Genomic DNA, 13,483 nt, shown 5'->3' on the forward strand with positions numbered 1-13,483 from the left:
GTGAAGTGTACCGGATTTGCACCAGTGATCGATGAGAACAGCTCCATGCTTCTTCTGGGTTCCATGCCTGGAGAACAGTCATTAACGAAACAACAGTACTATGGGAATCCGCGTAATGATTTCTGGAAGCTGCTGGCCGCTCTTTATCAAGAAGAAATTCCTGACCGGTATGAAGAGCGGATGGAATGGGTGAACAGCCTAGGAATCGCATTATGGGATGTTCTGGCTGCTTGTGAAAGAGCGGGGAGCTTGGATTCGAACATCCGAGAAGCGGTCAGTAATGATTTCGAGGAACTATTCTCACGATACCCGCGTATAAGAACCGTCTTATTTAACGGAGCGGCGGCCGAGAAGCTGTTTAATCGATATACAGCGAATGCTGCGCAGCTTAAAGCAGACCGGACTTTCATACGCCTGCCTTCTTCCAGTCCCGCGAATGCGATTGGGTGGCAGCGGAAATTGACAGCTTGGCGGGAGCTTTGGCCCCGCATTCCGGAATAATCGATCAGGCACGATGAGGAGGATCAGATGTCCCTTAACTATGAGGAGCTGCGTACGAAAGCGCTAACGATTGTTGCAATCCCCGGACATTACCAACTGGTCATGGAGGACAGTATCCCCAAGGACAATGAAGTCGAACGTGCGTTTATCTGGGAGAATCCCGCTGCGGACAGCGGCACAATTGAGATTGCACTGGATTTGGAGGCCGGGTACCTGGTTCGGCTGGATATCGAACCGGAAGAGAAGGAAGATATTGAATTTCATCCATCATTTGAGGACGCACAAGCTATAGCGGATGCTTTCGTACGCATCCATGCTCCTGCTCATGCCGTATTCACATGGACAAGAATTGAAGTGGTTCGTAATCATTATTGTATTACGTATAGGGAAGAAGCGGGCGGGCTCCCGCTTCCGGATACGGGCTGCGTCCTGACCCTCAGCGCGGGGCTTAATCTAATCCGGTATCAGCTTCACGGTACACGGAAGCGGGCCGCGCCTAAACCGCAGTGGCCCAGCCGTCTGGCGTGTGAAACTGCCGTTAGGCGGCGAATACTTCAAGATATACGGATGGAACTGACACTGGTTACTCTGCATCCGTCCTTGCACGAAATGAAGGCATCTGACCCCGTTCATCGTCTCGTTTATGAAGCGGTTCCGGACTATCGGTTTATGGATGCCGTTACGGGTTCCGATCTATATGAAATGGATCATTATGTGCTTCCGCCCTGTTATCCTCTTCCAGCCGATGGCCCCATTACTGCGGCGCAGCAGCCTAATCATCCGGATGCCGATTCCCGCCATCTCATCCGTGATTGGGAGCAGTTATTCGGGATCGATCCAGCCCTTTATACGATTCATAAGTCACCGGAAGATGAGGAGCGATTGAGATACTTGTACAACTACAAAGAAGAAGAGGAAGAACAAGATCCCGATATAGATCCGCTTTCTGCCGATGCTTATATGAATCGCAAATGGGGAGATTCCCTGCGTAACTTCGGGGCTTCTTTTATGTTTGAGATAGAGAAATCAACGGGAAGATTGCTGAATTTCCACCGGATGGAGAGGGGAGAAGAAGATGCACCACCGGTACTAAGCCGCGAAGAGTGCTGGGCAAGGGCGCAGAAGTTCCTGCAGAATGCTTTTCCGGATTATGCGTCTTATCTTCAGCTCGAAGCCGGTCCGGATCGGGGCTTAGAAGAGGAGGCGCCCGCACGTGAATTTTTCTATTTGCCGGTTTACATAAACGGGAATGCCGTTAAGCATGAAAGGATCATGATCAATGTAAATGCATCAACAGGGAATATAGGCTTATACATGGGCGTTTCTTATCAGAAATTACGAGAACTGGCTAAGTTTTCTGGCCGGAAAGCAGTCCTCACTCCGGAAGAAGCCTTGCACCGGTATGCACCGTATTTTAACCTTGAGCTTAGATGGTTCTTAGACCGGGACGAGGAACACCCCCTTTACAAACTGCAATATATGGCTACAACCGCTTCTAAGGAAAGAACGTCTTTGGATGACGGTTACAAGCGTAAATTACGTTATGTGGATGCTTGCAGCGGGGAACTGATTTGGGACAAAGAGATGAACATGTATTGAACGAAAGGACAGATACTTAAAAAGCCCGGAGGCTCTGACCTAACGTCAGAAGCTGCCGGGCTTTACTTTGTCTTTTATAAAGAAGCGCGATAAATGGCTAGTACATCTTCTCGGTCTAAACGTTTAAAGTTGCCGAAAGGACCGTTAAAAAGCGTGCGATCCACCATCACATCGAAGTTCTTGTCGTCAATCTTGTAATCCGCCAGTCGGCTTGGAGCGCCGATGGATGTCCAGAAGTCACGCAGCGCCTGGATGCCTTCTTCGGCCACCTGACGATCGCTCTTGCCGGACGGATCAATGTTAAATACATGAACAGCGAATTGTTTGAAGCGGCCGACATTCTCATCCAGCACATGGTTCATCCAGTTAGGGAAGAGGATCGCCAGACCGCCTCCATGCGGAATATCATAAACCGCAGACACGGCGTGCTCCAGATTGTGCGTAGCCCAGTCGCCTTTAATACCCATAGCCAGCAAACCGTTAAGCGCCATCGTTCCACTATAAAGGATGATTTCACGGTGCTCAAAATTCGTCGGTTCTGCGAGCAGCTTGGGGGCTGTTGAAATAACGGTCTTCAGAAGCGCCTCGGCAAGTCCATCTTGAACCGGAGAGTGCGGGGTATGGTGGAAATATTGTTCCAGTACATGGGACATAATATCTACCATTCCATATACGGTCTGATCCTCAGGAACCGTTGCCGTAAATTCCGGATCGAGAATAGAGAATTTCGGGAAAGCATAGGGAGATCCCCAGCCGAGCTTTTCCTGAGTGTCCCAGTTCGTAATAACCGAACCTGAATTCATTTCGGAGCCGGTAGCGGCCAAAGTTAGCACGGTACCAAATGGTAGAGCATCCTTAGGCAGAGCCTTCCGTTTCACGAAGTCCCACATGCTGCCTTCGTACTTGGCACCTACTGCGATGGCTTTGGTGCAATCGATGACACTGCCACCGCCGACGGCAAGAAGCACATCGATTTGCTGCGCTTTGCAGATTTCCACACCGCGTTCCACTGTTCGCAGTCGGGGATTGGGCTCTACGCCTGACAGCTCATGGACCTCGGCTCCCATTCCTTTCAAAAGCCCGGCAACCTGATCGTAGACGCCGTTACGCTTAATACTGCCGCCGCCATAGACGAGCAGGACCTTACTTCCGTATGCCGACAGTTCCTTAGGAAGCTGTTCAAGCTGCCCGCGGCCAAAGATCAGTTTCGTAGGGTTATAAAATATAAAAGGATTCATTATTCCACTCCTTCTGACTATACGAATTGGCGATTCCGCCGGATAAGTTCCCTTCTATTGTAGCGCAACGATGCAGGGGGATTCCAGCAAACGCTTTGGCCGAAGGAGGGAGGGTCATTTACACCGCGACCAGCTCTACATCAATATTGTTGCGGGTCGCCCGGGAATACGGACATACTTGATGAGCTTCCTGCAGCAGCTCTTCGATCTGACTGCGCTCAAGACCTGGAACCGACAGCTGAAGTTTCGCTGCAAGCTGAAGGCTGCCATCGTCATTTTTACCGATTGAAATTTCCGCTGTAAGCTTACCGTTATCTACCGGAATTCCTTTTTTCTTGGCTACCAGTTCAACGGCACTCAGAAAACAAGCGGAATAACCGGAAGCGAACAATTGTTCGGGATTCGTTCCAGGGCCACCATCTCCACCCATTTCCTTAGGCATGCTGAGCTGCAAATCAAGTTTGCCGTCTGGAGTAGCTACCCGTCCTTTGCGTCCATTTTCAGCTGTTGCACTTGTCGTATACATGGTTTTCATGAGAAAAACTCCTTCCGGATAAGGGATTTGGTCATCATAAGTCCTCTATTTCTTAAAGCAACGAAAGAATGTTGAAACTTACTGCGGAGGGCCGGCCAGCTGAGAGTGCAGGAAAATGCCCAAAACACGGGGTGGGGAACGTGTGTTTGTTTTTGCTGTATTTAGAGCTATACCGGAGTTGGACACCTGTCCTGCGTACCGGGCGTTACGGTTAGATATATAGGGCGCAAAGCATGGGTGCAGCAGCGTGATTGGCCTCTGTTCCAGATCAATACGCGGTGCGCAGCATTGACATGATAACCCCCGGATGGGCGTAAGATAGAAGAGACTTCCAGGCAAAGAAGGATCGGATACACATGGGCCTTATCCTTTCGTTCCAGCCAGAATAGGAAGACTGTCTATATTGTTTCAGAAAGTGGAACAATTATGTACGGAATTATGATTGTCACCTAAACGGAGCGTGATGAAACAAAGTGATCGTTATGGCCTCATGTGGGTATAATTATTAATATAAACTCATTTTGGATAAGCTCGATGTAAAGATTTCTCCAGCCCATTGGTGATGGTACGAACAAGAAGTAATTTCCAAGGGAAAAAGAGGGGTAATCTTTTTGCTATTTTGCTCGTATTCAGGCATAATGACACGTGGGACGCTTGATTCAGCACCCAAAATCACAATTTTCTTTCGAATAGTATACTTAATATGAATGAATCAAGCAGGCACGGACGGGGGGCTGTTAAAATGGAACAACGCATAGGGGAGCGGTACGTGCTTTTTGAACCGGTACATCCTTTAGCGGATGGCGTCATGTATGCAGGGAAAGACCTGTCTTTGCATCGGGATGTATTTCTTCTTATGGTTGAGAAAACTGGAGACGATTTTGCTTCGGATTATTTGCGCGTATTGGGACAAGCGGCGCAATTTTCGGACGAACGTTTTTTTCATATTTTAAATGCGGGCGTTACGGATCATCACTTATATGCTGTACTTACCGCGCAGAAGGGAAATCCGCTGATAGCGCGGCTTGGCCGCCATCAGATGAGGGGCAATGAGGTCTTAGCCGCTATTTTCGAGCTGGGTAAAGGCATGCAGGAAGCCATGGAAGAGCAGATCTCGGGATACTCCGTTACAGCAGAGAATATGTGGCTTACCGAACATAACCAGCTTAAGGTGATGAACTACTGGTCACCGGGTAAGCTAGTCCAGCGCGGATCGCTTGGATTGTGCACATTGTTGTATCAGATATGCACCCATTCCAGACAAGCGCCAAGTAATTTTGAGCAATATCAGTCGAATTTGGTACCGAGTCTCGATGGACTTACTTCTGCTCAGAAAGAGGCTTTCCTTGCTTTGGCACGCCGTGTATTCAGGGAAGAGGTATCGCTTTCTTCGTTTACCTTCAATCTGCGCGAGATTATAGCGCTGGAGAAAATCGAAACGGCTCCACGGGAGAAAATCTCCTATGCCGCCGCTCCAATAGTCGAGCGTGAAGCTTCATCGGCAAGGGAGCATGTGCCAAGCGAGGAGAACATGCCTCCGCGCAGAAGTGCGCCTGCCGCTCCGCCTGCTGAGCCTTTGCGCGAAGAAGCGGCGGCGGTGAGAACACGGAGTCCGCAGCAGAGGACTCCCGTGAAGGAGCGGCCGGAGGAGGAAGCGCCGAAGAATCGGATCGCACTGCGCCGGACGATTTGGGTGCTGGGCACAGCCGCCGTGCTATTACTCGCCATTGCGGGGTTTATGTACCTCGGCCTGCCGGATGCGCCCGATCAGCAGGCAAATCCGAATCCTGCGGCAACGCCTGCCCCGCCAGCTCCATCGCCTACGGTGAATACAACATCACCGACACCGGCACCAACCGTGACGCCACCTGAAGCAGTGGCTGGTGAGGTGCCGAATCTTGTCGGGTTATCACAGAGCGCCGCGGAGAAGCTGGCCGTTGAAGCAGGCATGAGATATAAATTTTTCCTGGAGCCAAGCGATCAGGAAAAAGGAAAGGTCTTCAGACAGGAGCCGGGTCCCAATACTCCGGCTGCCAAAGGAGACACGATAACCTTCTGGGTTAGCAAGGGAATTTAGTTCCCAAGACCTGAAATCATAACCGATCTGACATAGGAATAATCGCAAAACAACGGGCTGTCTTCCAGATCAAACGATCTGAAAGGCAGCCCGTTTACTTTGTCCAACCTTTTAAGAGAACCGGAAGCAAAGGATTTTGCCCCTTCAAAAGACATATGAATCCTTTCCGTTTACATGGTAATCGATTACCATTATTGTAAAATAAGGTTAAATAGAGAAAGGACAGAGGCGAGTGGATAAGGAATGGTCGGTATGGGGCAATGAACGCAATATTTTTAAATTGCTTACGCATTCAGAAGGATCCTCTGTCAATATGCTGGAGATCCTTTTGCAGGACAAATTATCTTTCCGTTTAATCGACCATCAAGTTATACCGGGTTCAGAGATACAGCCAGAGGTCCAAACTGTCCTTCAGACAACAGATCCGATTATCCGGCGTGTCAGCGCTTGGATCTACCGGAATGAACTTATTGCTTACCAGCAGCTGCTTGCTCCCGTAAATGTCATGCTTGAATCCCAGACTGAAGAACTGGATGGGGACGGCGAGCCTCTGGAGAAACAAATCGATCATCTGGAAACGCAGAGGAAAATTGTATACACCGGATTTGAATCCAGTCAAACGGCCTCAGAGTACTTGAATCCCATCCGGTTGCCCAAAGATATGTACCCTGTCAAAGAAACGCATCTGATTTCCAGTGGCTCTGTATGTTTTGTACTCAAAGAGCTGTTCGATGCCGAATTAATTCTACGTCAGATAAGACTGCAATTTCGCAAAGAAATTTTTATGTAAGATATCCTATCTTAGGATGAGTACCTGCACAACCCGCTCAATCAGCGGGTTTTTGTTTATGTCGATTTTATTAACGATATCAATTATCCGTGATAGCTCCCGGAAGGTTCGTTTAAGACCCACTCTAACATCATCGTCATATCTTCTAATTTCTCGATTTGTATGTTCAGGATATTGTTCTCTTTATCCTTTTCCAGCTGCTGCTGAATAAATTGTTTCTGTTTAGTTAACTCCGTTAATTTTCTTCTGACTTGATCCGCCGTCCGCATGAATTACCCTCCCATTCTTTCTTCTTGAATTTTATGATACCAAATTATTCTAACATGGCCTAATACGGAAGGGTCAAGGGCAGGCGTTTGTCGTATGAAGACGAATAAACGCATATTTCATAGAAATTTTGCATAATAACTCGCAACCTCGTTTTGAAACTGGGTAAAATAAGGTATGATCATGTAGGGTTCTAATACTGGGATATTCGGGAACACTAGTTTACGGAGGTTAATCATCTTGGAAATTATGCAGCATATCTACTCCTTAATCCCCATACTGAACTTGCTGTTTGCCGCAGCCGTGGTTTTTTTGGAGAGAAAGAACCCGGGAGTAACATGGGCCTGGGTAATGGTTCTCGTTTTTTTACCGGGTTTCGGATTTTTTCTCTACTTGGTTTTCGGGCAGAACCTGAGCCGCAGAAAAATCTACAAACTGAAAGAATTTAATCAAAAAGACATTGAAGCGATTATTGAAGGACAGCGGCAAGGTTTCCGGGAAAGTGAAATTCAATATAAAGATCCGCTTATGGCGGATTATCAAGATTTGATTTATATGAATTTATCCAGCAGTGCCGCCGTCTATACGCAGGATAACGAAGTGGTTACCTATACGGATGGAAACCGTAAATTCAATGCGTTGCTAGATGCCATCCGGAAAGCTACAAATCATATCCACCTCATGTATTACATTGTGAAGGACGATCGGCTGGGACAACGGATTCTGGAAGCGCTGACGGTCAAAGCGAGAGAAGGCGTCAAGGTACGTTTCCTCTACGACGATATCGGGAGTGTCTGGCTGCCTAAATCTTTCTTTCGTCCGCTGCTTGAAGCCGGTGGCGAGGTTGCCGTCTTCTTTCCTTCGAAGATCCCTTATCTAAACTTCCGGTTCAATTACCGCAACCATAGGAAACTCGCTATTATAGACGGGGCAGTGGGCTTCATCGGGGGATTCAATATTGGGGACGAGTACTTGGGGCTTCTCCAGCGCTTCGGATACTGGCGTGATACTCACTTGAAGATTGAGGGAAGTGCGGTTCTCCAAATGCAGGCGCAGTTTTTTATGGACTGGAACCTTGCTTCTTCTAATGCGATTAAGCCTGAAGGCCGGTATTACCCGCGCATTCCTTTTAACGGAAAAGTAGGGGTTCAAATTGTATCGAGCGGACCGGACAGTGAACTCGAGCAGATTCGCAACGGGTACCTCAAGATGATTTATGCAGCCAAAGAGAGCATCTATATTCAAACCCCTTATTTTATCCCGGATGAGAGCCTAATGACAGCTGTTAAAATGGCAGCCTTGGCGGGGGTGGACATCCGCATCATGATCCCTTCGGTTCCGGACCACAAAATGGTTTACTGGGCTACAACATCTTACTTGGGGGAACTGCTGAACCTGGGCGTGAAAGGATTCTTATATGAAAAAGGCTTCCTACATGCGAAAACGATTGTTATTGACGGCAAAGTCGCTTCGATCGGGACAGCTAATGTAGATATTCGCAGCTTTAAGCTGAATTTTGAAGTGAATGCCTTTATTTACGATACGGAAACCGCTGCGCGGCAGAAGAAGATTTTTGAGAAAGACATGCTTCACTGCTCGGAATTTACACCCGCTATGTTCCGGAACCGCTCTCTGCCAGCCCGGTTTAAAGAATCGCTGGCCCGGCTTATCTCCCCGATTTTATAGATCTGTAGATTTAGAATTTCGCGTCTTAAAGATACGGTGATAAGGTGAGCAGGTTAAGTAGAAGCCGTTTATAGGGATTCCAAAGTTAAAAAAGCCATCCTTTTACCCGACAGGGGAAAAGATGGCTTTTTGCTATTGGACGAATGTCTTACGAGAATCAGGTTACCGGCTCTGCTCATGGGTGGAGCGCTCCCATTAAGATTAAACATTAAAAGTCAGGAGAATATCCTCCGCCTATTGACAATAAAGACAATCCCTTGTATGGTTAATTACATGAGTAACTAACCAGCTAACTATCAAGGATTGGAGGATACCCAATGGGCTTTGAGATCGATGACAGCCGGCCGATTTTTGTGCAGATCGCGGAGAAAATTGAAGATGACATCATGGAGAAGCGGCTGCCCGAGGAAGCACAAGTGCCATCAACCAATCAATTCGCCGCCTTTTATCACATTAATCCTGCAACGGCGGCAAAAGGCGTAAATTTACTCGTTGACCAAGGTATTTTATACAAGAAGCGGGGGATCGGAATGTTCGTGGCAGAAGGAGCACGTGGTGTTTTAATGGAGAAACGCAAGACCGAGTTTTATGAACAATATGTCATTACGATGATTAGAGAAGCGGAGAAGCTTGGCATTACAACCGACCAATTAACGGATATGATCCGCTCAGGAGGCAAACGATGATCAATTACGCTGTGGAGGTTAACCGTCTGACGAAGTCTTTCGGCACTGTAACGGCCGTGCAGGATGTAAGCTTCAAGCTTGAGAGCAATAAAATCTATGGGTTTCTTGGCAGAAACGGGGCGGGTAAGACGACAATCATGCAGATGCTCACATCTCAATCGTTCGCATCGTCCGGGGAAGTGAAAATATTCGGCGAAGACCCGTACGAGAACTATAATGTGCTTCGGCAAATATGCTTTATCAAAGAAAGCCAGAAATATCCGGATTCCTTCCGTATTAAAGATGTATTGAAAGTATCTGAGGGAATTTTCCCCGATTGGGATGAGGAATACGCGCTGAAGCTTATCGAGGATTTTCAGCTTCCCTTGAACCGCACGATGAAAAAATTGTCACGCGGTATGCTATCGGCAGCCGGGATAGTCGTTGGGCTGGCCAGCCGTGCTCCGCTGACGATCTTTGACGAACCTTATCTCGGGCTTGATGCGGTTGCCCGGGGGCTGTTCTACGATCTGCTGATTGAAGATTATGCGATGCATCCCCGGACGATCATTCTGTCAACCCATCTGATAGATGAAGTCAGCAAGCTGCTTGAGCATATCATCCTGATCGATAAGGGCCGCCTTTTATTGAATGAAGATGCAGATGCTTTGCGCGGACGTGCCTATACGGTTGTAGGAAGCACTTCTTCTGTCCAATCCTTCATTACCGGTAAAGAAGTCATACACCTCGAACCGTTCGTATCTATGCTTTCGGCTACTATAATGGGGGCGTTAAAGTCTGAAGATAGGTCACTAGCGGCTGAGATGGGCCTGGAGATATCTCCGGTATCGCTGCAGCAGCTCGTTGTCCATATGACGAAATCTAACCTCGACGAAAAGGTGGGGAACGGAAGATGAGCAGAATTCAGGGGGCTTTGAATATCCATCTCAGGCAGATCATCGGGTGGGTATACGTTCCGTGGGGTATTCTATTGGCAAGTTTCTTGGTTAATTACACGATTAGCCTGGCGCTCACCAGCAAGACGGATTTTTACACGGGCGGCATTTCTTCCATTGTTGTCTATATGTTTGTTGCAGGCATTATTGCGGTTACTCAGACTTTTCCGTTTGCTTTAAACTTAAGCATCCGGAGGAAGGACTATTTTCTTGGTACGATTCTCATGATAAGTATGACAAGTTTTTTTACTTCTATCGTTTGGATGCTTTTGTCCGGAGTAGAGGTATGGACGAATTCGTGGGGGACCCAGCTGCACTTTTTTAATCTGCCTTATCTGAACGAGGGTTCCCTGTTTCAGCAAATGATTTTGTATTTCCTTGTCCTGATCAATCTGGGCATCCTGGGCTTCGGTATCGGGAGTATTTATCAGCGGTTTGGCGGTAAAGGAACGCTTCTCTTTTTTGCCGTCCTATTCGTTCTTAGCTCGTTCTTGGTTTTCATAATCTCACGCCAGGAACTCTGGGTGTCCTTATTCCGCTGGTTTGTAAGTCATTCCGCTTTCGAAATAGCTTTAAGTACGATTCCGTTGACACTTGTCTATGCCGCGATTACTTATCTATTGCTTCGCAGATCAGGTGTACGTTAGAGGGGTAACATATTATTTATTATGTAACCAATATTTCATAAGCCACCAGCGTTGGTATGGTGTGGATGAGTCCCGCATCCAATAAAAGGCCCAAGCACTTAAGAGTGCTTGGGCCTTTTAAACTGGCAAACCTACTGGCTGCCGCTTGCAATTTCTTTCTCCGCGCTGTCTTCGATAATCATTTCAACCTTGCGGATCCGGTTCTTGCTGACTTCACGTACGATAAAGTGAAGTTCTTCATAAATATATTTTTTACCCATCTTAGGCTCGGTCATACGGCTGTAGAGCCAACCGCCCACGGTATCAACTTCTTCGTCATCAAAATTCTTCCCGGTCAGATCACTTAATTCATTCAGGGAAACTTTACCGTCGAGCAGGTAGCAGTTTTCATCAAGTTTCTCGATATCGATACGTTCGTCTGCATCGAATTCATCCCGGATTTCACCAACGATTTCTTCCAATATATCTTCGATGGTAATGATACCGGATGTTCCGCCATATTCGTCAACCAGTACAGCAATATGAACCCGCTCTGACTGCATTCTCTTGAGCAAAGACTTGACCGGTGTTACTTCGGACACCGTAAGAACCGGATGAACCAGCGTTCTGAAATCAAGGTCCCGGTTATTCTCAAGTTCGAGGAAGAGCTGCTTGGTGTTAATCATACCCACAATATTATCTTTACTGTCTGTTGCGATCGGAAAACGGGTATATTGTTCCCGGCGGATAATATCCATATTGTCTTGCAGGGATAAATTAGTGAACAAACAGATCATGTCTGTGCGTGGAACCATAATTTCTTTGGCCAGCATTTCATCGAATGCGAAGATACGGCTTACATAACCATATTCGGTTTTGTTGATTTTACCGTTCTGGAAGCTCTCGGAGAGAATGATCTGAAGTTCTTCTTCCGAATGGGCATCTTCGTGCTCTTTGGCAGGCTTCATTCCGAACAATTTAATAAGGGCATTCGCAGATCCGTTAAGGACCCAGATGAACGGATACAAGATTTTATAGAACCAGATGATAGGCCTTGCAACCAGGAATGAGATGAATTCAGCTTTTTGAATCGCCCATGATTTAGGTGCAAGTTCGCCGACTACGACATGAAGATAAGTCATGGAGACGAAAGCAACGGCATAGGAAATCAAATGACTGAGATCGGGACTAAGATTCCACTGCTCGAAAAGAGGTGTCAGTATCTTCTCTACGGTTGGTTCACCGAGTGTACCGATACCCAGAGCGGTCATCGTAATACCAAGTTGACATGCGGATAAATAACCATCCAGGTTGCTCGTTACTTGCTGTACAGCTAACGCGTTCTTTCGTCCTTCGAGAACCAATTGATCGACCCGGCTGCCCCTGATTCTAATGATGGCAAACTCTGTCGCAACAAAAAACGCGGTTAAAAAGATTAAAACGGCAACCAAGAAAAGATTTAACCCTATACTGCCCATACTTCATCGTCACAATCCTTTATGTATAAAATATAAGTTCTTATGAACTAATATAACGAACTTAGCGGGTCCTGACAAACTCAGTTTTACCCCCTCACAGACAATGAAAGAGGATATTTTCTAAAAAATCTGATTATACATCCATTTTTCATGGGATATCTGGTCTTTACAAGCTAAAGGACTAGGCGTATGATAAGTTCATATGAACTTGAAATTAAAAGTACGGAGGACCATCTATGGAATCTTTTACACTGACACGAAAAGAGATGGCATGCCTATTACTCTCATTAGACGGCCGACACCGCCACAAACCCATAGAGGTTTTACAACATGCATGGATGAAAAACCATCGGTATGACATGGAGAAAGGCACAGCGCTGCCTGCCTTTTTATCCACAACATTACCTCCCGTCATTGAGAAACTCATCAAGGGCAACGAGATCAAAGGTTTCTCTCTGCAGGAGATTGCCGCCCTCGGCCAGCTTATCGAATATTCTCACCTGTCCATTACTTCCATGCAGAACTGGGTGAAAAGAGACTTCAAAGAATTTTTTGATTCCCCCAAGGTGGGGAAAAAATATTCATTGAATCAAGCGGCGCTGCTGTTTATAATCGATGACCTCAAATCCAATCTTGATTTTGTCTCTATACGGAAGCTGTTTGATATTATACTCGGCAAGCCCGATCTGGATAGCGATGACTTAATAAGTCCGATGAAACTCTACAGCACATACACGGCTATGTTCGAAGAACTTGACGCCAACAACGACCAACTGCTGGACACAGTGGGCCACGATCACGGTAACCGCAACCATGACTTACTCGCCGAGAATGTGATTCGTTCATCCGCAGAGAAATTCGCGGCTCAGATTATGGATGTGACCGAGAAACAGAAGGAAGAGATACGCAACATCTTGTTTATCGCGGTTATTTCCATTCAAACCTCGTACTTTCACACACTGGCCAGACGCTATTTCAATGCAACCTTATTCCTATAGAAGCATGAATGTGAGGAGTTGTTCTGTTGAACGACTCTTTTTTTGTTGTGCATGTCCGGGGTGACTT

General features: G+C 47.0%; 13 protein-coding genes. 9 read left to right on the forward strand and 4 right to left on the reverse strand.

What is annotated here, in order from left to right; translation table 11 throughout:
- Positions 1 to 501 (forward strand): DNA-deoxyinosine glycosylase, encoded by a 501-nt coding sequence (locus EDM21_RS00940; protein ID WP_166541767.1) that lies wholly within the window; start codon positions 1 to 3, stop codon positions 499 to 501.
- A gap of 27 nt (positions 502 to 528) precedes the next feature.
- Positions 529 to 2,100, forward strand: a complete 1,572-nt coding sequence (locus EDM21_RS00945) for a YcdB/YcdC domain-containing protein (RefSeq protein WP_157332016.1) — start codon at positions 529 to 531, stop codon at positions 2,098 to 2,100.
- A gap of 74 nt (positions 2,101 to 2,174) precedes the next feature.
- Here EDM21_RS00945 and EDM21_RS00950 read toward each other — a convergent pair whose 3' ends face one another.
- Together EDM21_RS00950 and EDM21_RS00955 are read right to left on the reverse strand one after the other, a co-directional pair.
- Positions 2,175 to 3,338 (reverse strand): iron-containing alcohol dehydrogenase, encoded by a 1,164-nt coding sequence (locus EDM21_RS00950; protein WP_157332018.1) that lies wholly within the window; start codon positions 3,336 to 3,338, stop codon positions 2,175 to 2,177.
- A 118-nt stretch (positions 3,339 to 3,456) separates the two neighbouring features.
- Entirely contained in the window at positions 3,457 to 3,873 is a 417-nt protein-coding gene (locus tag EDM21_RS00955; protein ID WP_157332020.1) for an organic hydroperoxide resistance protein, read from the reverse strand.
- 742 nt (positions 3,874 to 4,615) lie between these two features.
- Here EDM21_RS00955 and EDM21_RS00960 point away from each other — a divergent pair.
- Together EDM21_RS00960 and EDM21_RS00965 are read left to right on the forward strand one after the other, a co-directional pair.
- Positions 4,616 to 5,950 carry a Stk1 family PASTA domain-containing Ser/Thr kinase gene (locus EDM21_RS00960; RefSeq protein WP_157332021.1) on the forward strand — a complete coding sequence of 445 codons (1,335 nt, stop codon included), beginning with the start codon at positions 4,616 to 4,618 and terminating at the stop codon, positions 5,948 to 5,950.
- 232 nt (positions 5,951 to 6,182) lie between these two features.
- Positions 6,183 to 6,740, forward strand: a complete 558-nt coding sequence (locus tag EDM21_RS00965) for a hypothetical protein (RefSeq protein ID WP_157332023.1) — start codon at positions 6,183 to 6,185, stop codon at positions 6,738 to 6,740.
- Between the two features lie 83 nt (positions 6,741 to 6,823).
- Here EDM21_RS00965 and EDM21_RS00970 read toward each other — a convergent pair whose 3' ends face one another.
- The gene (locus EDM21_RS00970) at positions 6,824 to 7,009 is read right to left on the reverse strand and encodes a hypothetical protein (RefSeq protein WP_157332025.1); all 186 of its coding nucleotides are present in this window, start codon (positions 7,007 to 7,009) and stop codon (positions 6,824 to 6,826) included.
- Positions 7,010 to 7,256: 247 nt separating this feature from the next.
- Here EDM21_RS00970 and cls point away from each other — a divergent pair, with 247 nt between their 5' ends.
- The 4 genes from cls (at position 7,257) to EDM21_RS00990 (ending at position 10,961) form a co-directional block, all read left to right on the forward strand.
- Complete coding sequence (gene cls / locus EDM21_RS00975) at positions 7,257 to 8,693, forward strand: cardiolipin synthase (RefSeq protein ID WP_235918000.1); 1,437 nt, start codon at positions 7,257 to 7,259, stop codon at positions 8,691 to 8,693.
- A 317-nt stretch (positions 8,694 to 9,010) separates the two neighbouring features.
- The gene (locus EDM21_RS00980; protein WP_157332030.1) at positions 9,011 to 9,379 is read left to right on the forward strand and encodes a GntR family transcriptional regulator; all 369 of its coding nucleotides are present in this window, start codon (positions 9,011 to 9,013) and stop codon (positions 9,377 to 9,379) included.
- Positions 9,376 to 10,275 carry an ABC transporter ATP-binding protein gene (locus EDM21_RS00985; RefSeq protein ID WP_157332032.1) on the forward strand — a complete coding sequence of 300 codons (900 nt, stop codon included), beginning with the start codon at positions 9,376 to 9,378 and terminating at the stop codon, positions 10,273 to 10,275. The genes EDM21_RS00980 and EDM21_RS00985 overlap by 4 nt, the downstream gene beginning before the upstream one ends.
- On the forward strand, positions 10,272 to 10,961 hold the full coding sequence (locus EDM21_RS00990) for a hypothetical protein (protein WP_157332034.1): 690 nt from the start codon (positions 10,272 to 10,274) through the stop codon (positions 10,959 to 10,961). Before EDM21_RS00985 ends, EDM21_RS00990 begins: the two co-directional genes overlap by 4 nt.
- A 131-nt stretch (positions 10,962 to 11,092) precedes the next feature.
- On the opposite strand, the gene EDM21_RS00995 is transcribed toward EDM21_RS00990, so the two are convergent.
- Complete coding sequence (locus EDM21_RS00995) at positions 11,093 to 12,418, reverse strand: hemolysin family protein (RefSeq protein WP_157332036.1); 1,326 nt, start codon at positions 12,416 to 12,418, stop codon at positions 11,093 to 11,095.
- A gap of 236 nt (positions 12,419 to 12,654) precedes the next feature.
- On the opposite strand from EDM21_RS00995, the gene EDM21_RS01000 reads away from it, so the two are divergent.
- On the forward strand, positions 12,655 to 13,416 hold the full coding sequence (locus tag EDM21_RS01000) for a DUF1836 domain-containing protein (RefSeq protein WP_157332038.1): 762 nt from the start codon (positions 12,655 to 12,657) through the stop codon (positions 13,414 to 13,416).
- The last annotated feature ends 67 nt before the right edge of the window (positions 13,417 to 13,483 follow it).

The sequence above is a fragment of the Paenibacillus lutrae genome, from assembly GCF_009757775.1.
Taxonomy (GTDB): domain Bacteria; phylum Bacillota; class Bacilli; order Paenibacillales; family NBRC-103111; genus Paenibacillus_F; species Paenibacillus_F lutrae.